This window comes from Cellulomonas sp. P4_A2 (genome assembly GCF_056402515.1).
In genome coordinates, this window is record NZ_JBFUHG010000011.1 from 134,277 (window position 1) to 156,872 (window position 22,596).

Consider the following 22,596-nt stretch of genomic DNA (forward strand, 5'->3'; position numbering starts at 1 on the left):
CGGGCGGTCGTCGTGCTCCCCTCGTCGACCTCGTCGGCGCCTCGGTCATGGCCCTGCTGTCAGTCCACGGCCTGTCGGAACGGTCGGAAGAACTCCCGCAGCTCCTGCGCGTACAGCTCGGGCTCCTCGAAGGCCGCGAAGTGCCCACCCCGTGGCGGCTCCGTCACGCGGACGAGGTTCGTGGTGCGCTCGAGCCACGGCCGCGGGGGCCGGACCACGTCGCCCGCGAACAGCGAGAAGCCCGACGGGACCTCGACCCGGCGAGTGAGCTGGGCAGGCGGGGTGGCGGCGTTCGCGCGGTACATGCGCATCGACGAGCCGATCGTCTGGGTGAGCCAGTAGATCGTGACGTTGGTGAGGATCTCGTCCTTGGTGAAGCTGCGCTCGACGTCGCCGCCGCAGTCGCTCCAGGCCCGGAGCTTCTCGACGATCCACGACGCGAGCCCCGCGGGGGAGTCGTTGAGCCCGACGGCAGCCGTCTGCGGCTTGGTCCGGTGGATCGCGCCGTAGGCGCCCTCGTCGGCGAGCCAGCGTGCGGCCTCCTGCATCCACGCCCGTTCCAGCGGGTCCAGCTCGGCGAGGTCGCCCTGGAACCTCGGGATGCCGGCGTCCGTGCGGTGCACCGCGACGACCCGGTCGGGATGGTCCAGCGCGAGGTACCGGCTGACGTGGCTGCCCATGTCACCGCCCGCCGCACCGAACCTGGAGTAGCCGAGCGCGCTCATCAGCTCGGCCCACAGGCCCGCGACCCCGACCGAGTCGAGCGCCGGACCCGTCGGGCGGTCGGAGTAGCCGAAGCCCGGCATGTCGGGGACGACCACGTCGAACGCGTCCGCGGGGTCGGCGCCGTGCGCGCCCGGGTCCGTCAGCAACGGGATCACCTTGGTGTAGCGCCAGAACGAGTCCGGCCACCCGTGGCAGAGGACCAGCGGCAGGGCGGGGACGGAGCCGCCCGCGCTCGAGGCGCCCGGAGCTGCCGCCGAGCCGGTGCCCGGAGTCGTCGGCGCGCCTGCGCTCGCAGGAGCCGACGCGCTCGAGCTCGGAGTGGCTGCTCGAGCATGCACGACGTGGATACCGAGACCGTCCAGCGGGACGCGGAAGTGCGGCAGCCGCCCGAGCTCGGCCACCTGCGCCGACCAGTCGAACCCGTCGGCCCAGTAGTCGACGAGCTCGCGCAGGTAGTCGACGTCGGTCCCCGCCGACCACCCGGCGTCCTCCGGCGCGTCCGGCCAGCGCGTCGCCCGCAGACGGCGGCGGAGGTCCTCGACCGCTGCCTCGTCGATCGGCAGCGTGAACGGCTCGGGGCGTGGCAGAGCGTCCGACATGGCAGTCACGCTACGACTCGTGTCCGGCCGCGGTCGCGGCGAATGTCGGGCGGATGGTGTGCCCGCTGCGCGGGCGCCCCTCCGCATGCGACTCTCGTGATCATCGCCATCTGCTCCTCGTCAGCTCGTGTTCGGGATCGGTTGGCCGTGACGGTCGGTGAAGGTCCACCGGCCCCGGGTCTGACGGACGGTGATGAGGTCGTCGTGCACCCAGGCGTGGTGGGACCAGCACAGGAGACAGCCCGTCGCGACATCGGTCGTCCCGTTGTCGCGAGCCCAGTGCTCGGTGTGGTGGATCTCGGACAGGGCTGGCGGCGCATCGCAGTCGGGGGCCTGGCAGGGCAGGTCGCGGGCAATGATCGCCCGGCGCTTGTGGCCGGTGTAGGTGCGCTCGGAGCGGCCGACGTCGAGCACCTGGGACTGCGGACCGAACACGACGCGGGTGATCGTCGAGTCGCAGGCGAGCCGGGCAAGGACTGAGTCCGGGACAGGGCCCGTGCCGACCAGCTCCGCGACGGCGAAGCGTTCGACGTCGCCGATCGGCGCGGGCCTGGCAGCCAAAGGCACGTCGTCGGGCTCACAGCGCGAACGCGCGCCGGATCCGCCGTCGCGCGCGCGGGGTCGGACCGTCGCCGCGGGTTGTGCCTCGAAGCTGGTTCCACCGAGCGAGCCCCGCGTGAGCGCGCGGGTCAGGGTGTCCAGGTCCGCGACGACGCTGATCTGCGGGCGGTGCGTCCCGGTGGCGCCGGTCAGGTCGTTGTCGAGGACGGACCGGACCATCGTCGTCAGGGCTGTGGCGCGCTTGCGGGCCGCCGTCAGGCCGGCGCACCCCGAGCTGCGGTCGGTCAGGGCCGCCAGCGCGGCTCGCAGGGCGTGGCCGTGCTCGGTGGTGAGGAACCCGGACAGACGACAGCCCTCGGTGGTGTCGGCCAGGTCCAGGTACTCCGCCTCCTGGGCGTCGCGATACCCGCGCTCGTCGGCCTCGGGATCGGCCTGCGCGGCCCAACGGCGTGCCAGCAGCCGCAGCGACGCGACCGGCAGCACCCGTGCGTGCTCCACCAGGAACTCCTCACCGCACTCGCCCGCCGGTGCGGCGAGAGCCCCGCGCCGCGCATCGGTGGTCGTGGTGAGCGACGCGAGCAGGTGCGCTGCCTCGACCGACACGGCTCCGGCGACGACCTCTGCCGCGGTGGCGGGCAGGTGGTCGCGCATCGCCCGTCCCAGCCCGACGAGTCGTGACGCCTGCCCGTGCGGGACGCGTCCGTGTGCGGCCACCCACGAGGTGATCGAGCGGTTGCGCGCGTCCAGGACCCACCAGCCGTCCGCCTCGACCACGGCGATCGTCCGTGCAGCGATCGCCGTCAGCCGCCCGGCCAGCGCCAACGCCTCGGTCACGACCGCCGCCGCCGTGGCTCCCTCGACACGTCCCGGCGCGGCCGGGTCGGTCAGGTGGGCGAGCGACCCGACGAGGGAGGCCAAGCCTTCGAGCGCGTCCCGGACCGACTCGCGCGGCACGGGGGCGCGGCCGTTCGCGGTCGTCTCGATCGTCACTGCACCACCCCCTGAATGTGCGCCATTCCTGCAGGAATTCCGCTGCTGATGTCGTTGTCGAGAAGTGTTCCAGGAGGCACTGACACTCAGTCGTGGGGTGTCCTTGCAGGCCAGAGCGTCGAACAATCACGGGGAATGAGAGCAATCGAGCCGTCCACAGCCCCATTTCAATGACCGCCGTCCACAGGGTCAAGAACGCGCGACGCACTCGACGCACGTCGTGGCGGTCGGACGCGCCTCGAGGCGAGCCTCCGGGATCGGGCGCCCGCAGCTCGCGCAGATGCCGTAGGTGCCGGCATCGACCCGGTCCAGCGCGGCGTCGATCGCCGCAACCTTCGCCGCGCTCTGGCGGGCGAGCGCCTCGACCTGGGCGCGTTCGAACGCGATCGTCGAACCCTCGGGGTCGTGCTCGTCGTCGGCGTTGCTGTCGCGCGAGGCGTCGACGACCGACCGGTGCGTGCTCTCGAGCGCGGCCAACGTCTCGACGGTGGAGACGCGCAGCGCAGTCAGGCGCGCTCGCGCCGACGGACGGGGGAGCACGCCGGCAGCAGCAGCTGCGGGAGTCGCATCGTCCTGAGCCGGGTCGTCGGCACGACGGCGGCCGGGACCGTGGTCGCGCAGCTCGTCGTCGGGAGTCACCGGCCACCACCTCTCGTCGTCGGACCCGGCCTCCCAGCATCGGCCCGAGGTCCGACACGCGCGCGCCCCGGACCCTCCCACCGGCGGCGATGCGCCCTGGAGGTGTATGGGCCGGTAGCCTTGGTCGGTACGTCTCTTACACAGGACAGGGGTTCACCGTGCCTACCGGCAAGGTCAAGTGGTTCGACACCGAGCGCGGCTTCGGGTTCATCGCCAGCGACGACGGCGGCGAGGTGTTCCTGCACGCCTCCGCGCTGCCCGAGGGTGTCACGGCACCGAAGCCCGGCGCCAAGGTCGACTTCGGCGTGGCCGACGGCCGGCGGGGCCCGCAGGCCCTCTCGGTGAAGCTCCTCGACCCCGTCCCGTCCGTCGCGAAGGCCGCCCGCAAGCCCGCCGAGGACATGGCCGTCATCATCGAGGACCTCATCAAGGTCCTCGACAAGATCGGCAACGACCTGCGTCGTGGCCGCTACCCCGAGAAGGCCCGCGGCACCCAGTACGCCACCCTGCTGCGCGCCGTCGCCGACGACATCGAGGCCTGAGCATGCCCGCAGCGACGAAGGACGCCGTTCTCGGCTCCGCGGTCGACCTCGCCCGCGAGGTCGCCGTCGAGCTCGCGGAGGACCCCGCCGACGTCGGCGAGTACCTCGGCCTGGTCGTCGAGGGGGAGCGCCTGGTCTCGCACCGGTTCGCCTCGACCGCCAAGGGCTACCGCGGCTGGGAGTGGACCGTCACCGTCGCCCGCGTCCCGCGCGGCCGCACCGCCACCGTCTGCGAGGCCGAGCTGCTGCCCGGGCCCGACGCGGTCCTCGGCGAGGCCTGGCTGCCGTGGTCCGAGCGCATCCGCCCGGGCGACATCGGCCCCGGCGACGTCCTTCCCTTCCGCGCCGACGACCCGCGGCTCGAGCCCGGCTGGACCCCGTCCGGCGACCCCGAGCTCGACTCCGTCGCGATCGACGAGCTCGCCCTGGCCCGCGTCCGGGTGCTCTCCCCGGAGGGTCGCGACGAGGCCGCCGAGCGCTGGTACCGCGGCGCGCACGGTCCGACGAGCGCCGGGGCGGTCGCCTCGGCAGCCGCCTGCTACAGCTGCGGCTTCCTGATCCCGCTGCAGGGTGCGCTCGGCACCGTGTTCGGTGTCTGCGCCAACGAGTGGTCGCCCGACGACGGCATGGTCGTCAGCCTGGACCACGGCTGCGGTGCGCACTCCGAGACCGACGCCGAGGCTCCGCCGACCGAATGGCCGTCGCCGGACCCCCTCATCGACGAGCTCAAGCTCGAGCTGGTCCCGCCGGTGGCGGTCGCGGTCGCAGCAGCGGCACCCGAGGTTGCCGATGAGGCGCCCGAGGTTGCCGACGAAGCGCCCGAGGACGTCGCGAAGGTGACGCCCGAGGAAGCCGCGGAGCTCGTCGCGGAGGCCATCCTGGCCGCGGTGTCCGGCCCGGTCGACGCGGTCGACGACGCGGCATCGACCGAGCCCGAGCCCCAGCCCGAGCCGGCCGTCGACGCACTCGACGAGACCGGCGCGCTCGAGGCAGCGGCGCCGGCCGACGTCGTCGGTGAGACCGTCGCGTCCGAGCCGGAGGCCGTCGGGGCCACCGGTGACCCGGACGTCGCGGAGACCGAGCCGTCCGACACAGACGGCCCCGACACCGGCCCCGCAGACGCCTCCGACGAGCTCGACGCCTCGACCACCCCCGAGTCGTGACCGCGGACGCCTTCGGGACGGCAGCCCTCCGAGCTGCTGTCCTGGGGGCGTGGCGTGCCTCGCCCGCGCGGCTGCGGGAGGACGCCAACACCGAGGAGGACCACGCCCGCGGGTACTACCGCGACCGCGTGGTCGTCGAGCTCGCGCAGAACGCCGCCGACGCGGCCGTGCGCGCCGAGGTGCCCGGCCGGCTGCTGCTGCGGCTCGACCGCTCCGACGACGGCACCCTCGTCCTCGTCGCGGCGAACACCGGCGACCCGCTCGACGCGGACGGCGTGGCCTCCCTGTCGTCGATGCGGGCGTCCTCGAAGCGGGGCGACGGCCCGGCGGGTGCGCAGGTGGTCGGGAGGTTCGGGGTCGGCTTCGCCGCGGTCCGGGCGGTGTCCGACGAGATCTCGTTGCTGTCGACGACCGGAGGCGTGCGCTTCTCGGCCCGCGACACGTCCGGCCTGCTGGCGGAGGCGTCGGCGGACAACCCCGGGCTCGACGACGAGGTGCGACGCCGCGACGGCTCGTTGCCCGCGCTGCGCCTGCCATTCCCCGCGGCCGGTCGCCCGCCCGCCGGATACGACACGGCCGTCGTGCTGGAGCTGCGCGACGAGGTCGCCGCCGACGAGGTGCGCGGCCTCCTGCACGACGTCGGCGACCCGCTGCTGCTCGCGCTGCCCGGCCTGGTCGAGATCCTGGTCGAGGACAACACCTCCGACGCGCCGAACCGTCGGGTCGCGGACGTGCAGGACCGCTGGACCGTCCTGTCGGCACAGGGGGAGCTCGGCCTCGACCTGCTGGCGGACCGGCCCGTCGAGGAGCGCAGCGCCCGGACCTGGCGCGTCACGTGGGCCGTGCCTCGGGGCCAGGCCGGCTGGGCGCGCGTGGTCCACGCGCCGACGCCGACCGACGAGCCGTGCACGGTTCCCGCGCTCCTCGTCGCGACCCTGCCGCTCGACCCGACCCGCCGGCACGTGGCCGCTGGTCGGCTGACCGACGCGGTGCTCGACCACGCCGCGGACGCCTACGCCCGCCTCGCGCACGAACGCGCCCTCGCGGGCGACTCCGGGGAGGCGCTCGCGCTGGTGCCCATGGGCCTGCCGTCGGGCGCCCTGGACGGCGCGCTGCACGAGCGGATCGTCGAGCGGCTCTCGCGCACCCCGCTGCTCGTCCGCGCGTCGGCGGCAGGCCCGGACAGGGACGCAGGCCCGGACAGGGACGCGAGCCCGGACAGGAACGCGATCCCGGACATGCACGCGGGCCCGGACAAGGACGCGAAGGAAGCCGCAGGCACGGACAAGGACACGGTCGACGAGACCCAGTCCAACCGGACTCTCCTCGCGCCGAGCCGGGCGGTCATGCTCGCGGGACCCGCGGGGCAGGACGTGCGGGCGGTCGCCGCGCTGGGCCGTCGGATCGGCGGACTCGTCGTGGTGCCCGCGGGCCGGGAGGCGCAGGCCCGTGTCCTCGGCGTCGAGGTGCGCGGGCTGGCCGACGTCGTCGAGGAGCTCCCCGCGGTCGGCGACGGCGGCTGGGCATCCTTGTACGACGCCCTCGCACCGCACGCCGACGACGTGCGCGACCGGGAGGCGCTGGGCGCGCTGCCCGTCCCGCTCGCCGACGGCCGGGTGGTCCGCGGGGCACGCGGGCTCGTGGTGCTCGACGCGGACGTCGCCGAGGCCGTCGGCGCGGACGCGCTGCGGGACCTGGGCCGCTGGGGACTGCGCGTCGTCGACCCGCACGCTGCGCACCCGCTGCTGGTCCGCCTGGGCGCGGACGCCCCCGACGCCCGCGGCCTGCTGCGGCACCCCGCACTGCGGGCCGCGGTCCTCGAGCAGGCCGACGACGACGACCTCCAGCTCGCCGACGAGGTCACCGACGCCGTCCTCGCGGTCGTGCGGGCGGTCGTCGGCGACGTCCACCCCGGCGACGCGCCCGGGGCTCTCGCGGCGGACGCGGCGTGGCTCGGCCTGCTCACCCTTCCGGCGGCCGACGGCGAGCCGACGCCGGCGCACGGGCTGGTCCTGCCGGGCGGGACGGCGGCCGCGCTCCTCGACCCGCGCGTCGTCGCGCCCGTCGCGCTGGAGGCGGTGGAGCGCTGGGGTCCGACGACGCTCGTCGCCGCCGGTGTGCGCGACGACCTCGCCCTGGTGCGGCTCGCCGACGTGGTCGCGGAGCCGGCCGCGTCCGACCCGGACGGCACCGACGACGCGAGCCTGGCCGCGCAGTCGCTCGACGGGTGGCCGGAGTACCTCGAGGCGCTCTCCGCGACGCTGGGGGTCGGCGAGTACGTCGGCGAGGCGGTCGCCGTGGCCGACCTCGACGCCGTCGACCCCGACCGCTGGCCCGAGCTCCTGGCCCGGTTGGCCGCGGAACCCGGCCTGCGTCGGGCGCTCCTCGAGCCGGTGCGCGGCGAGCGAGGTGCGACGGCGTCGTCCTACACGGCCTGGTGGCTGCGCGAGCGCGGGCCCGCGGAGCTGGGTGGCATCTTCGCGGTCGACGCCGCTGCCGACGGCTCCGCCGGGCTGCGCGAGGTGCTCCCGCCGGCCCCAGAGCTCCTGCGTGGGCTCGACACCGCGGTCCAGGTGGCCCTCGGCGGCGTCGGGGGTCTCGACGACCTCGGACCGCAGGCGTGGACCCACCTGCTGGACGCGCTCGGCCCGGCCGGGACCTCTGTGGACGCGTCGACGGCCGTCGCGCTGTGGCGGGGGATCTCCGCCGCCGCGGGCCGGCTGGACGACGCCGGCGGTGCGTCCCCCTGGACGGACGCTCCCGAGCGGATCCCGGCGATCGTCGCGCCCGGTCGCGTGGCGATGGTGCACGCCGACGACGCCGCCGTGGCCGACGAGCCGATGTGGTGGCAGCGCACCGATGTCGCCGCGATGATCCCCTCGACGCCCGCCCGAGCGGACGCGCTGGCGCGGCTGCTCGACGTGCCGGCGGTGTCGGAGCTCGCCGAGGGCCAGGTGGACCGTGCCCAGGACGGGGTCGTCACGCCGGTGCCCGCCGAGGTGGCCGCCGTGCTGCCGGGGGCACCGGTGACCTGGGTCGAGCACGAGGAGCTCACGGTCGACGGCTCGCCCGTCGACTGGTGGGTGACCGGTACCGGTCCGGACGCCGTGGTGCGGACCGTGCACGTCGCGGGGCTCGCCGCAGGGCTGGCGCAGGCGGCCGGCCGGTGGTGGGCGCGCAGCGCGGTCGAGGCGGTGCTCGTCGCGCCGGAGCGTGCGGCGGACCTGGCCCTGGACGCCGCGCTCGAGGACTGAGCGCTACTCGACCGAGGAGGCGGGGCCCGCCGGGGCCGGGGGAGCCTCGGACGTCTCCGGCGGGTGCCGACGGGCCCAGCGAGCGCCGAGCAGACCGAGCACGATGCCGACGCCGCAGACCCAGGCAGCGTCCCAGGCGATCGACCCGGTCGCCGCGAGCACGACGGTGACGACGAGCGCGACCGCCCACACGAGCGTGCCGACGCGCATCACCCGACCGAAGTTGACCGGGACCGGCGGCGGCGGGGTGCGGCGGGGGTTCAGCATGGACGAGCGGGACGACGGCACCGCACGAGGGTAGCCCGCGCCGGCGAGGCTCAGCGCGTGGCGACCGCCATCGACGTCGCGGTGGCCAGGGCCTCCGGCACGGCCGCGAGGTAGGCGTGTGCGACGTCCCACGGCTCGAGCCCGGTGGCCGCGACGCCCTCGATGTCGTTCTCCTCGTGCGCCATGACGGCGGCCAGCACGGGACCGTAGGGCCCGGACTGGTCGCGCAGGGCGTCCGCGATGTCGTCGGACACCCCGGACCGGCTGACCAGCGACTCGACCGAGAGGTTCTGCTGCTGGGCGACCGCGGAGAGCAGGCCGACGGTGTACCCGGCGCCCGAGTCGGACAGGGCGTAGCAGGCGATGGCGCGCGCGAGGATCGACCACAGGGTGCCGACGGTCGCGGGCTGGGCGTTGATCAGGGACGCCATGGCGAGCGTGGTCAGCTGGCGCGGACCGAGCAGGACGACCGCCTGGCGGACCGAGTCGATGGGCCGGCGCAGGCCGGACGCGGAGGAGTTCACCAGGTGCAGGACGCGCATGGTCAGCTCGGGGTCCGACGAGATGGTGCGCACCACGGCCTCGGGGTCGGGCCGGTCGGCGGACAGCACGCGCACGAGGTTGAGGCACTGGGCCTCGCCAGCGGTGAAGTCACGGGTCGACGTGCCCTGCCGGCGCTCGAACATCGGGCCCTGCAGCAGGTCCATGCCCAGCTCAAGGGCGCGCGCGACGGTCTCGCCGGTGTCGGCGCGCTCGCCGATGACGCGGGCGCCCGCCTCGTGGGCGCGGCGCACCAGCTCGGCGACGTCGGCGCTGCGGGCGAGGTTGATCTTGACGAAGTCCACCAGCGGCAGGATGCCGTCCTGCGACGGGTCGCCGGTGTAGTCGCCGATCGCCAGGCCGACGCGCTGCGCACGCAGCCCGACCAGCCGTGCCGCGATGTCGGCGTACGACGCGAGCCACAGGGGGAGCTCGAGGATGACGCCACCGGGCGCGCGCGGCAGGGGGGTCGCGCCGATGAGCAGGCCGCTCGTCGCGCGGAGCATCAGCGGGAAGTCGCCCGCGATCGTCTGCGGGTCCAGCGTGGAGTAGCCCAGGTCGAGGGCGCTCTCCACGAGCGTGTCGGAGTCCAGCGCACCCTCGGAGCCGGGGACGTCGCCGCGCACGGCGTAGCCGAACACGGACCGGTCCGGGTTCACGATCGGCTGCCGGTGCAGCGTCGCCCGCCGAACGGTGCGGTCTGTCTGGATCTCGTTCCCAAGCACTGTGTTCTCCCCGTCGCCCTGGTCGCTGACCCTCCTCATCGGTCGGGAGGACCGGAACGTGAGGATTCGCGACGAGGGACGCGGGTGAGAGCTGTCAGCCGACGGGTGCGCGCACGGGCCAGTCGCCGTCGAGCACGATCTGGGCGGCCGAACCGGTCCGGGCGTCGACGACGAGCGGTGCGAGCAGGTTGGCCGTCGGGCCGTCCTGGTCGCCGAGCCCGGGGTGGACCACGACGAGCACGACCGTCGACTCGGCGACGGCCTCCCACTCGAGCGCGCCGGCGTCGATGGTCGGCGTGTAGTCCGGGAAGTGGATCGACGGGCTCACGACGAACAGCCGGATCGGCGCGTCCTGGTCGTCGGCCGGGATGCTGCGCAGCGCGAAGAGGACGCCGCCGTCGTCGAGCGGGTCGAGGACGTAGCGCAGGTGGCCGGGCAGGCCCGGCAGGGGCGCGACGAGCTCGAGGAGCGCGGGCACGTCCACGTCCTCGCCGGGGCCGGCGGCGACGTGGACGGTTCCGGCGGGGCCGGTCGTGATCGTGCTCATCGGAGGAAGTCTGACAGGGAAGGCTGGATCACCTTGGCCGCCGCACCGAGTGCGCCGTTGTAGGCGACCTCCTGCATCTGCAGCTCCATGATGATCTTGGCCAGGTCGATGTCCTCGACCCCTGACAGCTGCGACTTCACGTTGAGGTCCGAGTCCCCGAGCGACGAGGTCGCGGTGAGCACCTGGTCGTGGCGGGCGCCGACCGACGCGACCTCGGTGAGCATCGCCTCCATGCGGGAGTCGATCGCGTCCAGGTGGACGGTCGGGTCGCCGCCGGCGCGGAGCGTGGCGGAGACCTGGTCGAGCAGCGCGAACACCGAGGTGGCGCCGTCACCGAAGACCGCGGCACCGTCCGAGTCGACCCGCACGGTGGCCGTCGGGCCGACCCGCCGCTCGACCGGCGCGGCTGTGGGGCTGCCCGTGTAGGTGTACGTGGCCGGGTCGAACGCGATGCCGGCGTTGGACGTGCCGGCGAAGACCGTGCGGCCCAGGTACGTGGTGTTCGCCTGCGAGAGCAGCGAGGCCTTCACCCCGTCGATCTCCGTGGCCAGAGCATCGCGCGACGTCTGCCCGAGGGCCCCGTCGCCGCCCTGCACCGCGAGGTCGCGGGCCCGGCGCAGCTGCTCCAGGGACGTCGACATCGCCGTGTCCACCGTGGTGAGCCACGAGCCGCCGTCGGCCGCGTTGCGCGTGTGCTGCGCGATCGTGCGCTGCTCGCTGCGCAGGCGCAGGAGGTCGGAGGCGCCCGCGGGGTCGTCGGACGGCGCACTGATCTTCTTGCCGCTCGACATCTGCGCCTGCAGGGCCGCCATCGCCGACAGGTTGCCCTGAAGGTTGGCCAGCGTCTGCCGCTGGACCGTCTGCTGAGTCACTCGAGGGATCACGGTGTCTACCTCCCGACCACGCCGGTGCGGTTGATGAGGGTGTCGAGCATCTCGTCGATGGCCGTGAGCACGCGGGCGGCACCTTCGTACGCGCGCTGGTAGGCCAACATGGACACGGTCTCTTCGTCGGTGTCGACGCTGGCCTGCGAGAGCTGGCCGGCCTCGGCGGTCGCACGGGCAGACTCCGCCACCTTGGCACGCGACGACGCGGACGCGGTGCGGGAGCCGATCTCGACGACGGCCTTGCTCCACTGGGCGTTGGGGCCGCCGGTCGCGTTGGCGAGGTCCGCGATCGCGGCGCCCACCGAACCGTCGAGCGCGCCGCCGCCCGCGCCGCCCACGGCCACGCCTGCGGGGTCGGTGATCGCGACGGTGAGGCCGAGGGCCGCTGGACGTCCCGCGGTGAACGTGAAGAAGTCGCCCCCGGCGGTGCCCACGGTGGCGGGCGGCGTCGGGACGGTCAGCGCGGTGCCGTGCAGGGCGTTGACCTGGGTGGCCAGCGTCGTCGCCAGCGCGTCGTAGCGGGCGGCCGCCTCGGTGAGCACGCCGCCCGTGCCGGTGGCGTCCGGCGGGGCGAGCACGGAGAGCAGGCCGGCCACGCGGCCGCCGTCGAGGGCCGCGGATCGGGTGGGGTGCTCGGCCCAGACCACCTGGACGCCGGTGCCGGCGACCGGCGGGACCGCCGTGGCGTCGCCCGTCGCCTCGCTGAACACCTGCGCGCCGGTGACGGCGAGGGGGTGCGCGTGGACGCCCGAGACGAGGGCGTTGCCGCCCACGAGCACGTTCATCTGGCCGTTCGGCTGCACGACGATCGACGCGCCGACCGTCGCGGACAGCTGCGTGATCAGCTGGTCGCGCTGGTCCATGAGCTCGCTGGCCGAGCCGCCGCTGTTCGTGATGTCGAGGATCCGGCCGTTCAGGTCGGCGACGCCCGCCGCGGTCGTGTTGACCTGGTCGACGAGCGAGACCGTGGTGGCGCGGGCCTGGGTCCACTGCGTGTCCGCCGCGGAGTACAGGGTCGCGATGCGGTCGACGACGGCGTTCGCCTGGTTGAGAAGCACCGCGCGCGCCGAGCCCTTGTCGGGGGTGTTGGCGACATCGCCCCACGCGCCCCAGAGGGTGGAGAGCTGGTTGGCGAGCCCGGTGGTGCCCGGCTCGCCGATGCTGCCCTCGAGCGTCGTGTAGGCGTCGGCGCGGGCCTTGAGGTAGGAGGCGCCCGACGTCTGCGTGCGCAGGCGGGCGTCGAGGAAGGCGTCGGCGAGCCGGTCGATGCCGGTGACCCGCACGCCCTGGCCGGCTCCGTCGTTCGTCGAGAACATCGACGGCACGTTGGCCGAGGGCAGGGCGGCGAGCGTCGCTCGCTGGCGGGTGTAGCCGACCGTGTTGGCGTTGGCCACGTTCTGGCCGGCGACGTCGAGGCCCTGGCGCTGCGCGATCAGCGAGCTGAGCGCGGTGCCGAGTCCGGAGAAGGTGCTCACTGTGTTCCCTGTCTCAGAACGAACGGTCGACGAGCTGCGCCGCCGCTCGGGACGGGGCGGCGTGGCCGGACCCGTCATAGGTGTGGACGTCCTGGAGGGACAGGAGCGTCTCCTGGGTGGCGCGGTGCGACATCGCGAGCAGCTCGCGGTTCCCGTCGGCCAGCTGCGAGATCTCCATGGTCAGGGTGGCGAACGCGTCGCGGTGGGCGCGCAGCAGCTCGTCCCAGGGCTCGGGAGCGGCGTCGGCGAGCTCGGCGAGGCTGGCACCCGGCTCCAGGCCGACGACCCTGGCGACCTCGTCGGCCTCCACGGCACGGCCGAGCTCGGCGTCGCGGATCTCGTCCAGGACGGCCTCGACCTCACGCGTGGCGTGGCCGAGCCACCGCGTGCGCCCGCTGGTGAGGATCATCTGCTCCTCCTCCAGCTTGAACAGCAGGAGCTCCAGCAGGTTCCGCTCGCGCCACAGCACGTCGGACAGCTGCGTCAGTGACATGGTCCGGTTCCTTTCCTCCCCTGGTCCGGTCGGGCTCGGGGTGCGTCTGCATCCACCTATCGGACAGGTGCCCTGCGATTGTGACGAATCTGGGGTGACGACTTCTGTCACGAGTGTCCGATATGCGGTGACACAGGCCGTGACTTGTCTCAGCAAGCGCTTCCCCTGTGACTGAACCCTGACAATTGTGCAGATGTCCAAGTTCGGCAACCCGAACAGTGTGATCTACATCACAGAGTGTTGTGACAGGTGCCAGCACCCGCGCCGAAGTTCCGCGTGATCACGCGGCAAACAGTGGAGAGCGTGTTCCCAACGGGTGTTGCTCCAATTGGTCACGGGTTTGAACGAATCCTCAAGCCGTGCAGCGGACGGACCGAGCGAGTCCTCGTGACCACGCCTACCCCCACCGTCGACGACCTCGTCCTCGCGAACATGCCCCTCGTCGGGTATGCCGTCAGTGAGCTCCTGCACCGGGTGCCGCCATCGGTCTCCCGGGACGAGCTCGTCTCTGCCGGGAGTCTCGCTCTCGTGATGGCTGCCCGTGCCTACGACCCCACCACCGGGGTCCCGTTCGCCCGCTACGCCTCCCTGCGCATCCGCGGCGCGCTCGTCGACGAGCTGCGCAGCATGGACTGGGCCACCCGCGGCGCACGCCAACGGGTCCGCGAGCTGGCGTCGACCTCGGAGCGGCTCACCGCCGCCCTGGGCCGCGCGCCGAGCCGCGAGGAGCTCGCCGGCGCGCTCGGCACGGACATCGCGGCCGTCGACCGCGCCAGCCAGGACGCCGCGCGCCGGGTGCTGTCGATGGACTCCAGCGACGTCCCCGTGGCCGAGCTGGTCCGCGACGGCTCACCGAACCCGGAGGAGGCCCTGCTCTCCGACGAGCGCCTGCGCTGGCTGCGCGCCGCCGTGCACACGCTGCCCGAGCGGCTGCGCGTCGTCGTCGACGGCATCTTCCTGCAGGACCGGTCGGTCGCCGAGCTCGCCGACGAGCTGGGTGTCACGCAGTCGCGCATCAGCCAGCTGCGCACCGAGGCGCTCTCCCTCCTGCGCGACGGGCTCAACGCGGGCCTCGACCCCGACATGCTCCCGACGGCCGAGCGGCCCGACGGTGTGGCCGAGCGTCGTCGTCAGAAGTACTTCGCGGCCGTGGCCGCGCGTGCGGCGATGGCGTCCATGGCGTCGCCCATGGCACCCCGCGGAATCGTCCCCTCGCCGCACCCCGCGTCGGCGCAGGAGGCAGCCCGCGAACGCGTCGGGGCGGCCCATCGGGCGGGCGGGGAGCACGCGACCCCGGCCTGACCTGCACAGACGTCGGTCTGTACCGGGTTCGCCGAGCCAAGAAAAATTCGTCGGCCGCAATCCTTTACAACCGCCCCGCCCCGCCGATCAGAGGGTTGTGCCCATGGATGGGCAGCCTGACCCGAATCAAGGAGGAAGATCATCATGGGTCTCTCGATCAACCAGAACATCGCGGCCGTCAACTCGTACCGCAACCTGTCCAACACGCAGAACGACCTCAGCAAGTCGCTGGAGAAGCTCTCGTCCGGCTTCCGCATCAACCGCGCGGCGGACGACGCAGCCGGCCTGGCGATCTCCGAGGGCCTGCGCTCGCAGGTCGGTGGTCTGAAGGTTGCGGCGCGCAACGCTCAGGACGGCGTCTCCGTCGTCCAGACCGCTGAGGGTGCCCTGACCGAGGTCCACTCGATCCTGCAGCGTGTTCGTGACCTGGCCGTCCAGGCCGGTAACGACTCCAACAACGCGGACGCCCGCGCCAACATCAAGACCGAGTCGGACTCGCTCGTCTCGGAGCTCGACCGCATCTCGAAGTCCACCAACTTCAACGGCACCAAGCTGCTCGACGGCTCGGCCGGGACCCTCAAGTTCCAGGTCGGCGCCGACGGCGACGCCAACTCGCAGATCTCGGTGAACCTCTCGGGTGCGAACGTCTCGGCCATCGCCGCGTCGCTCGGCGCTGCCTCGAGCGGCACGGACATCGCCGTCGCCACCCCGACCACCGTCACGGGTGCGATGTCGTTCAGCATCACCACGCCGGGTGCGACCAAGACCGTCACCACGGCCTCGGTCGGCGCGGCCGGCTCGATCAACACGGTGCAGGGCCTGGCCGACAAGCTCAACTCGGACTCGGCGTTCAGCGCCGACCTGACGGCCTCGGTCGACAGCACGACCAACCACCTGATCGTCCAGGCCAAGAACGGTGGCACCGTCGTCGGTGGCGCCACGGCCGGCACGGACGCCAGCGCGGGTACCGGTCTTGCCACCTCCGCCGCGGTCACGGGCACCACGGGTCTGGACTTCTCCTCGGCCAGCGCCGCGCAGAACTCCATCACCCGCATCGACGCCCAGATCAAGTCCGTCTCGACCGCTCGTGCCGGCCTGGGTGCTCTCCAGAACCGCTTCGAGCACACCATCAAGAACGTCAACGTGGCGGTGGAGAACCTCTCCGCTTCCGAGAGCCGGATCCGCGACACCGACATGGCGTCCGAGATGGTCTCTTTCACGCGGGCGCAGATCCTCTCGCAGGCCGGCACGGCGATGCTCGCGCAGGCCAACCAGATCCCCCAGGGCGTGCTCTCGCTCCTGCGGTGATCTGACCGGGACGGGAGGTAACCCCTCCTCACCCATGCACGACCACCGGTGGCGGGCTGTCGTCGAGACGCCCGCCACCGGTGCACCACCCGGCCGGTCCCGGCCGCACCGCAGCACCCGCGCAACTCGAACGGACGGATCGGCTCATGGCTTCTCTCGGGATCGACGGCCTGATCTCCGGCCTCGATACGACGGCGCTCATCAACTCGTTGATGTCGGCCGAGAGCCAGCCCCAGACGCTGCTCAAGTCCAAGCAGACGAGCACCACCTCGATGGTCTCGGCGCTGCAGGCGCTCAACACGAAGGTCGCCTCGCTCGCCGACGCCGCCAAGAAGGCCGCCACCGCCACCTCCTGGGGCGCGACGAAGGCTTCGAGCTCGGCCACGTCCGTCACGGCGAGCACCACGAACGTCGCGCAGGCCACGTCCCTGAGCTTCACGGTCGACAAGGTCGCGCAGAGCCAGATCTCGCTGACCGGGTCGTTCACCGACCTGACCACCCTGACCGGTGGCGCCTCGACCGTCACGATCAAGAAGGCCGACGGAACCCTCACCGAGGTCGCCGTCGGCTCCGACGCCTCCGCGCTCGCCAAGGCGATCTCCGGCTCGACCGCAGGCGTCGCCGCGGTCGCCGTGACGGTCAACGGCACCACGCGGCTGCAGCTCACCGCCAAGGACACGGGCGCCGCCGCGGCGTTCGAGGTCTACGCCGGCACCAAGGCCGAGGTCGAGGGTGGCACCGCCACCGCGATCGGCCTCGTCGCCTCGCGCACCGCGCAGGACGCCCAGGTCACGCTGTGGCCCGGCACTGCCGCCGCCCAGCAGGCCACCTCCAAGACCAACACGTTCTCCGACGTGCTCGCGGGCACGTCGTTCACGGTCTCCAAGGTGGAGACGGACCCCGTCACCCTCACCGTGGACCGGGACGCCGCCGCGCTCAGCGCGCTCGCCTCGGGCCTGGTCGGCTCGCTCGGGGTGGTCCTGTCCGAGATCACCTCGCGCACGGCGACCACCTCCACGAAGGACGCCGACGGCAACCCGGTCGTCACCGGCGGACTGTTCTCCGGCGACAGCGCGGTCCGCGCGCTGCAGCAGTCGGTGGCCACTGCCGCCTCGTACCCGGTCGACGGCGTCTCGCCCTCGTCGGTCGGCATCACGATCGGCCGCGACGGCACCTTCACGTTCGACTCGGCCGTGTTCGCGGCGGCGCTCGACAAGGACCCGGCGCAGGTGCAGAAGGTCGTCGCCGGCATCTCGCAGCGCGTCGCCGACGTGGCCAAGGGCGCGAGCGACTCGATCAGCGGCTCGCTCACGCAGAAGATCACCGGCCAGCAGAGCGTGGTCAAGGACCTCAACGACCAGATCGAGGCCTGGGACACCCGGCTCGCGCTGCGTCGCGAGTCGTTGCAGAAGACCTACTCCGACCTCGAGGTCACGCTCTCGGGGCTCAAGTCGCAGTCGTCCTGGCTGTCCAGCCAGCTGGCGTCCCTCAGCAGCAGCTGAGCGTCACCCGCGCTCCTCGTCCACGCTCCCCGTCCACCGACCGAACCGAAGGGCACCCCTCATGCACAGCGTCCGTTCGCAGTACGTGGCCTCCGCGGTCGCCACGGTCGGTCCCGCGCGCCTGCTCACCATGCTGTACGACCGCATGCTGCTCGACGTCGACCGCGCGGTCACCTGCTTCCGGTCGGGCCAGCGCGTCGACGGCACCCAGCACCTCGTGCACGCCCAGGAGATCGTCGCCGAGCTCATGGTGAGCCTGCAGGTGGACGCCTGGGACGGTGGCGCGCAGCTCATGTCGATCTACCGGTACCTGCTCGCCGAGCTCATCGAGGCCGGCGTCAAGGGTGACGCCGAGCGCGCCGTCGCGTGCCGCGACCTCATCCTGCCGCTGGCCGAGGCCTGGCAGGAGGCGGCCGACCAGCTCGCCCGCACGGCGTCGGCCGGGGTCGGCGCGACGCCGACGCGCGACACCGTGATGAGCGCCAGGCTCCTCGGCGTCGGCTGACATGTCCGACCTCAGCTGGGCACCGCACAACCCCGTCCCCGACAGCGGGGCCCACCAGGGCGTGTCCCGCCCGGACGACTCCTGGGTCTGCGCCTGGTCCGACGCCCTCGACGCGCTCGAGCTCGACGTCGAGGCGGCCGACGAGCTGCTGCGCACCGCGCACCTGACCTCCGTGCACGACGTCGCCGTGGCCGCCGCCTGGCACCCTCCGCACGACCTGGGTCCGCTGCCCGCCTCGCTCGAGGTCCGCGCCCGCGCGCTGCTGGGCCGACAGCTCGACACCGCCCGCCGCGTCGGCGAGGCCGCCGTCGTCAGCCGCCGCCAGCTCGCGGCCACCCGGGTGCTGAGCTTCCGCCAGGACCACGCCGTCTACTTCGACGACGAGGCCTGACGCCGCCGCAGTCCTCGGGGAGGCCGTCGTGTGCTCCGGGCCGCGCAGCCGTGCCCGCACGTCCGAGCTGGACGCCTGACCAGCACGGTTGCTGGCAGCAACGACCTACGGCCGAACGGGTGATTGACCACATCGGCCAGGGATTCCCCTACACAGGCCGGGTGCCCGACCGATGGGTCGGGTGAGCACGGATCGCTCATGCAGCAGGCCAAGGATTGGCCGACACGCACTTCGTCGGTGAGGTGGACCCTTCGCATGTTCGATTCCGTGAGCTCCGTCGCGCTCAAGAGCGCGCTCGACGGCCTGGCCCTGCGCCAGCGCGTCATCGCTGACAACGTCGCGAACATCCAGACCCCCGGCTACCACGCCCAGCGCGTGTCGTTCGAGGACGAGCTGTCCAAGGCCGTCGGCCGGGGCAGCGGTGCCGTCCAGGCGCACGTCGCCCGCTCGCTCGAGCCCACCCGTATGGACGGGAACAACGTGAACCTCGACGAGGAGACGCTGCTGAACGTCGACACCAACCTCCGCTACCAGCTGGCCACGCAGGCCGTCTCCGGACAGTTCGCCAGCATGCGCACCGCGATGCGGACGAGCTGATGACGATCTTCGGCGCCATCGGCATCGCGAGCACCGGTCTGACGGTCCACCGCAAGTGGCTCGACGCGGTCAGCGACAACCTCGCCAACGTCAACACGGTCCGCGCCACGGACGAGGAGGCGTTCAAGCAGAAGTACGTGATCGCGCAGGAGATGGTCGCGGGGCCCGGCGAAATGACCAGCGGCGTGCAGGTCGCGGGGATCCTCGAGGGCAGCGGCGAGGGCCGCATGGTCTACGAGCCCGACCACCCGCTGGCCGACGAGCAGGGCTACGTGCGCTACCCCGACATCGACATGTCGAGCCAGATGACCCAGCTGATCATGGCCCAGCGCGGCTACCAGGCGAATGCCGCCGTGGTGGACCGCGCCAAGGAGACCTACCAGGCAGCCCTCCAGATCGGACGCAACTGATGACTGTCCCCGTCGCCGCGATCAGCGGCCTGTCCTCCGTCACGTCGGTCGCGCCGACCCACTCGGTCATGGAGACCGCCGGCACCGCCTCGACCTCCGGCCCCGGCTTCGCAGGAGTGCTGAGCGGCATCGAGAACCTGCAGCAGATGCAGTCGACGACCAACGACCTCGCGGTCAAGGCCGTCACGGGTGACCTCGACGACGTGCACGACTACACGATCGCGGCGGCCGAGTCGTCGACCGCCCTCGAGCTGACCGCCGCCGTGCGCAACAAGGCCGTCGAGGCGTTCAACGAGATCATGCGGATGCAGGCCTGATGCCCGCGCAGCTCCAGGCGGCGATCGACCGCCTCAACGGCGCCATCAAGCAGTTCTCGATGGCGCAGCGCACGCTCGGTGTCATCGGGATCGCCGTCCTGGCGCTCGGCGTCATGTTCCTGAGCACCTACCTGAGCAAGCCGAACCTGAGCCCGCTGTTCACCAGCCTCTCCGGTGCGGACGCCAGCGCCGTCGTCGACCAGCTCGACGCCGACGGCGTCACCTACCAGCTCGCCGACGGCGGCTCGACGGTGCTCGTCCCCGCCAGCGCCCTGTACAGCGAGCGCATCAAGCTGGCCGCGGCCGGCCTGCCGTCCAACGCGGACGGCGGCGGCTACTCGCTGCTCGACGACATGCCCATGACGGCCTCGGAGTTCCAGCAGGAGACCACCTACCAGCGCGCGCTCGAGGGCGAGCTGGCCAAGACGATCGGCGCGATCGACGGTGTCGAGACGGCGACCGTCAAGCTCGCCGTCCCGCAGGACACGGTCTTCGTCGAGAAGAAGGCGGACCCGACCGCATCGGTGTTCGTGCGCACGACGCGCGGCACGTCCCTCGACCCCGAGCAGGTCCAGTCGATCGTCCACCTGGTCTCGGCCGGCATCCCGGACATGAAGACGACGGACGTCGCCGTCGTCGACTCGACCGGGAAGGTGCTGTCCTCCGTCGGGGTCGGCGCCACCGGCTCGGGCATGGCCGACCAGCAGACCACCGACTACGAGGGCCGCGTCAGTGCCGCCGTGCAGCAGCTGCTCGACCGCGTCGTCGGCGCCGGCAACGCGGCGGTCACCGTGAACGCCCAGCTCAACTACGACGAGAAGTCGACGACCACCGAGGAGTTCTCGGCGACGCCGGACACGCCCCCGCTCGCGTCGTCGACGAAGTCGGAGGAGTACAGCGGTGGTGCCCCCGGCGCGACCGGTGTGCTCGGCCCGGACAACATCGCCGTCCCCGGCGACGCCTCCGGCTCGGGCGACTACAAGTCGACCACCGAGGACGTCACCAACTCCGTCAACAAGTCGACCGAGACCGTCAAGGCCGCGCCGGGTGGCGTGGAGCGTCAGTCCGTCGCCGTCGCGGTGAACTCGGACGCCGCCACGGGCATCGACATGGCCAACCTGCAGGCGATGGTGGCGGCCGCGGCCGGCATCGACACCACCCGCGGGGACACCATCGAGGTCCAGGCCATGGCGTTCGACACGACCCAGGCGGAGGCCGCCGAGCAGGCGCTCGCCGAGGCGGACGCCGCCGCGAAGGTCGCCGCACAGAACGCGCTGGTGGAGAAGGGCGCGATCGGCGGGGCCGCCGTGCTCGGCCTGATCGTCCTGATCATCATCGTCTCGGTCGCCCGCCGCTCCAGCCGCAAGGCTCGGCGGACCTCGCTCGACCTGGGCGAGCTGTCCGTGCTCAACGGCGCCGGGAGCGACCCGCTGGCGCTCGAGGGTGCCGACGCCGACGAGATCCCGGCCCTCCCGGCCGCGCCGGTCTCGCTGGCCCCCGACCCGGTCGCCCTCAAGCGCGCCGAGATCGGTGCGCTCGCCGACGAGCAGCCCGACGAGGTCGCCGACCTCCTGCGCGGCTGGCTCGCCGAGTCGGGCGGGGTCCGCCGATGAGCACGCTGACCGGCACGCAGAAGGCCGCGATGCTCCTGCTCCAGCTGGGCAAGGAGCGCGCCGCCAAGGTCATGGCCGAGATGGACGTGGCCGAGATCGAGGAGCTCACGGGCGAGATCATGCGCCTGGAGCGCGTCGACCAGGCCCAGGCCGACGAGGTGCTCGAGGAGTTCTACGCGGCCTCGGTCATCGGGCCGGGCGTGGGCGGCGGCATGGGCATGGCCCAGCACCTGCTCCTGTCCTCGCTCGGCGCGGAGCAGGCCGCCAGCATGATGGAGCGGCTGCAGACGAGCATGGCCGGCCAGCCGTTCGAGTTCCTCCAGCAGGCCGACGCCCGCCAGGTGCTCTCGCTGCTGAACGGCGAGCACCCGCAGGCGATCGCGCTCGTGCTCGCGCACCTGCAGCCCGCGCACGCGTCGTCGATCCTGGCCGGCCTCGAGCCGGGCCTGCAGGGCGACGTCGCGCACCGCATCGCCCTCATGGAGCGCGCCTCGCCGGACGTCGTCGCGATGATCGCCGAGTCGCTGCAGCGCAAGGCGTCCACGGTCCTGGCCCCGCGCGAGCTGGCCCCGGTCGGCGGCGTGCAGCCGCTGGTCGAGATCATCAACCGCGCGGACCCCACCACGGAGAAGCTGATCCTCGAGGGCCTGGAGGCCCGCGACGAGGCGCTGGCCGAGGAGGTCCGCAGCCGGATGTTCGTGTTCGGCGACATCGTCCTGCTCGAGGACCGCGCGATGCAGCTGGTGCTGCGCTCCGTGGAGACGAGCGAGCTCTCGGTCGCGCTCAAGGGCGTGGCGGAGGAGGTCCGCGACATGGTGCTGCGCAACCTCTCCGAGCGGGCCCGCGAGAACCTCGTCGAGGAGATCGACATGCTCGGCCCGGTGCGTCTGTCGCAGGTCGAGGACGCCCGCTCCAACATCGTCCAGTCGATCCGCCGGCTCGAGGAGTCCGGCCAGATCGTGCTGCGGCGCGACGGTGAGGACGAGTTCGTTGCGTGACGGGCTGGTCGGCATGCCGACGACGACGCGTGCACCTGCCGGCTTCGTGCCGGGCGGGTTCGGCGTCGTGCAGCCGCTTGCCTCGTCGGCCGCGCCGGACCTCGACATGTTCCGGCCGTCCGGTCTGGAGACGAGCGAGCTGACCGACGAGGTCCGCCGGGCCGCCGAGTCGGCCGGCTTCGCGGCCGGGTTCGCCGCCGGTGCCCGCGAGGCCGCCGCCGTCGCCGCGCTCGACGCCGCGCGGG

23 protein-coding genes are annotated in these 22,596 nt (G+C 72.9%); 14 read left to right on the plus strand and 9 right to left on the minus strand.

The genetic code is table 11. The annotated features are described in order from the left end of the window. Positions 1 to 59: 59 nt before the first annotated feature. The 3 genes from AC1DUE_RS12610 to AC1DUE_RS12620 form a co-directional block, all read right to left on the minus strand. Positions 60 to 1,325 carry an epoxide hydrolase family protein gene (locus AC1DUE_RS12610; protein WP_477039768.1) on the minus strand — a complete coding sequence of 422 codons (1,266 nt, stop codon included), beginning with the start codon at positions 1,323 to 1,325 and terminating at the stop codon, positions 60 to 62. Positions 1,326 to 1,445: 120 nt separating this feature from the next. Continuing rightward, positions 1,446 to 2,876: a DUF222 domain-containing protein gene (locus AC1DUE_RS12615; protein WP_477039769.1), complete on the minus strand. Its 1,431-nt coding sequence runs from the start codon at positions 2,874 to 2,876 to the stop codon at positions 1,446 to 1,448. A 189-nt stretch (positions 2,877 to 3,065) separates the two neighbouring features. Further along, a complete protein-coding gene (locus AC1DUE_RS12620; protein WP_477039770.1) occupies positions 3,066 to 3,515 on the minus strand; it encodes a TraR/DksA family transcriptional regulator in 450 nt (149 codons plus the stop codon). Positions 3,516 to 3,673: 158 nt separating this feature from the next. On the opposite strand from AC1DUE_RS12620, the gene AC1DUE_RS12625 reads away from it, so the two are divergent. The 3 genes from AC1DUE_RS12625 to AC1DUE_RS12635 are packed head-to-tail and all read left to right on the plus strand — an operon-like array spanning position 3,674 to position 8,474. Continuing rightward, positions 3,674 to 4,057 carry a cold-shock protein gene (locus tag AC1DUE_RS12625; RefSeq protein ID WP_028050704.1) on the plus strand — a complete coding sequence of 128 codons (384 nt, stop codon included), beginning with the start codon at positions 3,674 to 3,676 and terminating at the stop codon, positions 4,055 to 4,057. Positions 4,058 to 4,059: 2 nt separating this feature from the next. Then, complete coding sequence (locus AC1DUE_RS12630) at positions 4,060 to 5,220, plus strand: DUF3027 domain-containing protein (protein WP_477039771.1); 1,161 nt, start codon at positions 4,060 to 4,062, stop codon at positions 5,218 to 5,220. After that, the gene (locus AC1DUE_RS12635; RefSeq protein ID WP_477039772.1) at positions 5,217 to 8,474 is read left to right on the plus strand and encodes a sacsin N-terminal ATP-binding-like domain-containing protein; all 3,258 of its coding nucleotides are present in this window, start codon (positions 5,217 to 5,219) and stop codon (positions 8,472 to 8,474) included. The genes AC1DUE_RS12630 and AC1DUE_RS12635 overlap by 4 nt, the downstream gene beginning before the upstream one ends. Before the next feature lie 3 nt (positions 8,475 to 8,477). Here AC1DUE_RS12635 and AC1DUE_RS12640 read toward each other — a convergent pair whose 3' ends face one another. The 6 genes from AC1DUE_RS12640 to flgN all read right to left on the minus strand — a co-directional run bounded on the left by AC1DUE_RS12640 (position 8,478) and on the right by flgN (position 13,408). Next, on the minus strand, positions 8,478 to 8,762 hold the full coding sequence (locus tag AC1DUE_RS12640) for a DUF2530 domain-containing protein (RefSeq protein WP_477039773.1): 285 nt from the start codon (positions 8,760 to 8,762) through the stop codon (positions 8,478 to 8,480). A 29-nt stretch (positions 8,763 to 8,791) separates the two neighbouring features. Continuing rightward, positions 8,792 to 10,006: an EAL and HDOD domain-containing protein gene (locus tag AC1DUE_RS12645; RefSeq protein ID WP_477039774.1), complete on the minus strand. Its 1,215-nt coding sequence runs from the start codon at positions 10,004 to 10,006 to the stop codon at positions 8,792 to 8,794. Between the two features lie 94 nt (positions 10,007 to 10,100). Beyond that, positions 10,101 to 10,553: a flagellar assembly protein FliW gene (locus AC1DUE_RS12650; RefSeq protein ID WP_477039775.1), complete on the minus strand. Its 453-nt coding sequence runs from the start codon at positions 10,551 to 10,553 to the stop codon at positions 10,101 to 10,103. Beyond that, entirely contained in the window at positions 10,550 to 11,425 is an 876-nt protein-coding gene (gene flgL / locus AC1DUE_RS12655) for a flagellar hook-associated protein FlgL (RefSeq protein WP_477039776.1), read from the minus strand. The genes AC1DUE_RS12650 and flgL overlap by 4 nt, the downstream gene beginning before the upstream one ends. Before the next feature lie 17 nt (positions 11,426 to 11,442). Further along, a complete protein-coding gene (gene flgK / locus AC1DUE_RS12660; RefSeq protein ID WP_477039777.1) occupies positions 11,443 to 12,915 on the minus strand; it encodes a flagellar hook-associated protein FlgK in 1,473 nt (490 codons plus the stop codon). A 13-nt stretch (positions 12,916 to 12,928) separates the two neighbouring features. After that, a complete protein-coding gene (flgN, locus tag AC1DUE_RS12665; protein WP_477039778.1) occupies positions 12,929 to 13,408 on the minus strand; it encodes a flagellar export chaperone FlgN in 480 nt (159 codons plus the stop codon). 387 nt (positions 13,409 to 13,795) lie between these two features. Here flgN and AC1DUE_RS12670 point away from each other — a divergent pair, with 387 nt between their 5' ends. From AC1DUE_RS12670 to AC1DUE_RS12720, 11 genes are all read left to right on the plus strand, one after another. Then, positions 13,796 to 14,710, plus strand: a complete 915-nt coding sequence (locus AC1DUE_RS12670; protein ID WP_477039779.1) for a sigma-70 family RNA polymerase sigma factor — start codon at positions 13,796 to 13,798, stop codon at positions 14,708 to 14,710. Positions 14,711 to 14,854: 144 nt separating this feature from the next. Continuing rightward, positions 14,855 to 16,018 (plus strand): flagellin N-terminal helical domain-containing protein, encoded by a 1,164-nt coding sequence (locus AC1DUE_RS12675; protein WP_477039780.1) that lies wholly within the window; start codon positions 14,855 to 14,857, stop codon positions 16,016 to 16,018. Positions 16,019 to 16,164: 146 nt separating this feature from the next. Then, on the plus strand, positions 16,165 to 17,520 hold the full coding sequence (gene fliD, locus AC1DUE_RS12680; protein ID WP_477039781.1) for a flagellar filament capping protein FliD: 1,356 nt from the start codon (positions 16,165 to 16,167) through the stop codon (positions 17,518 to 17,520). Between the two features lie 61 nt (positions 17,521 to 17,581). Beyond that, on the plus strand, positions 17,582 to 18,025 hold the full coding sequence (locus AC1DUE_RS12685) for a flagellar export chaperone FliS (protein ID WP_477039782.1): 444 nt from the start codon (positions 17,582 to 17,584) through the stop codon (positions 18,023 to 18,025). Between the two features lies 1 nt (position 18,026). After that, positions 18,027 to 18,416: a hypothetical protein gene (locus AC1DUE_RS12690; RefSeq protein ID WP_477039783.1), complete on the plus strand. Its 390-nt coding sequence runs from the start codon at positions 18,027 to 18,029 to the stop codon at positions 18,414 to 18,416. A gap of 255 nt (positions 18,417 to 18,671) precedes the next feature. Continuing rightward, positions 18,672 to 19,013, plus strand: a complete 342-nt coding sequence (locus AC1DUE_RS12695; RefSeq protein WP_477039784.1) for a flagellar basal body rod protein FlgB — start codon at positions 18,672 to 18,674, stop codon at positions 19,011 to 19,013. Further along, the gene (gene flgC / locus AC1DUE_RS12700) at positions 19,013 to 19,423 is read left to right on the plus strand and encodes a flagellar basal body rod protein FlgC (protein WP_477039785.1); all 411 of its coding nucleotides are present in this window, start codon (positions 19,013 to 19,015) and stop codon (positions 19,421 to 19,423) included. The genes AC1DUE_RS12695 and flgC overlap by 1 nt, the downstream gene beginning before the upstream one ends. Beyond that, on the plus strand, positions 19,423 to 19,740 hold the full coding sequence (fliE, locus tag AC1DUE_RS12705) for a flagellar hook-basal body complex protein FliE (protein WP_477039786.1): 318 nt from the start codon (positions 19,423 to 19,425) through the stop codon (positions 19,738 to 19,740). The genes flgC and fliE overlap by 1 nt, the downstream gene beginning before the upstream one ends. Next, positions 19,740 to 21,353 (plus strand): flagellar basal-body MS-ring/collar protein FliF, encoded by a 1,614-nt coding sequence (gene fliF, locus AC1DUE_RS12710; RefSeq protein ID WP_477039787.1) that lies wholly within the window; start codon positions 19,740 to 19,742, stop codon positions 21,351 to 21,353. Before fliE ends, fliF begins: the two co-directional genes overlap by 1 nt. Next, entirely contained in the window at positions 21,350 to 22,351 is a 1,002-nt protein-coding gene (gene fliG, locus AC1DUE_RS12715; RefSeq protein ID WP_477039788.1) for a flagellar motor switch protein FliG, read from the plus strand. The genes fliF and fliG overlap by 4 nt, the downstream gene beginning before the upstream one ends. Before the next feature lie 13 nt (positions 22,352 to 22,364). Further along, a partial coding sequence (locus tag AC1DUE_RS12720) for a hypothetical protein (protein WP_477039789.1) occupies positions 22,365 to 22,596 on the plus strand: 232 nt, incomplete at its 3' end.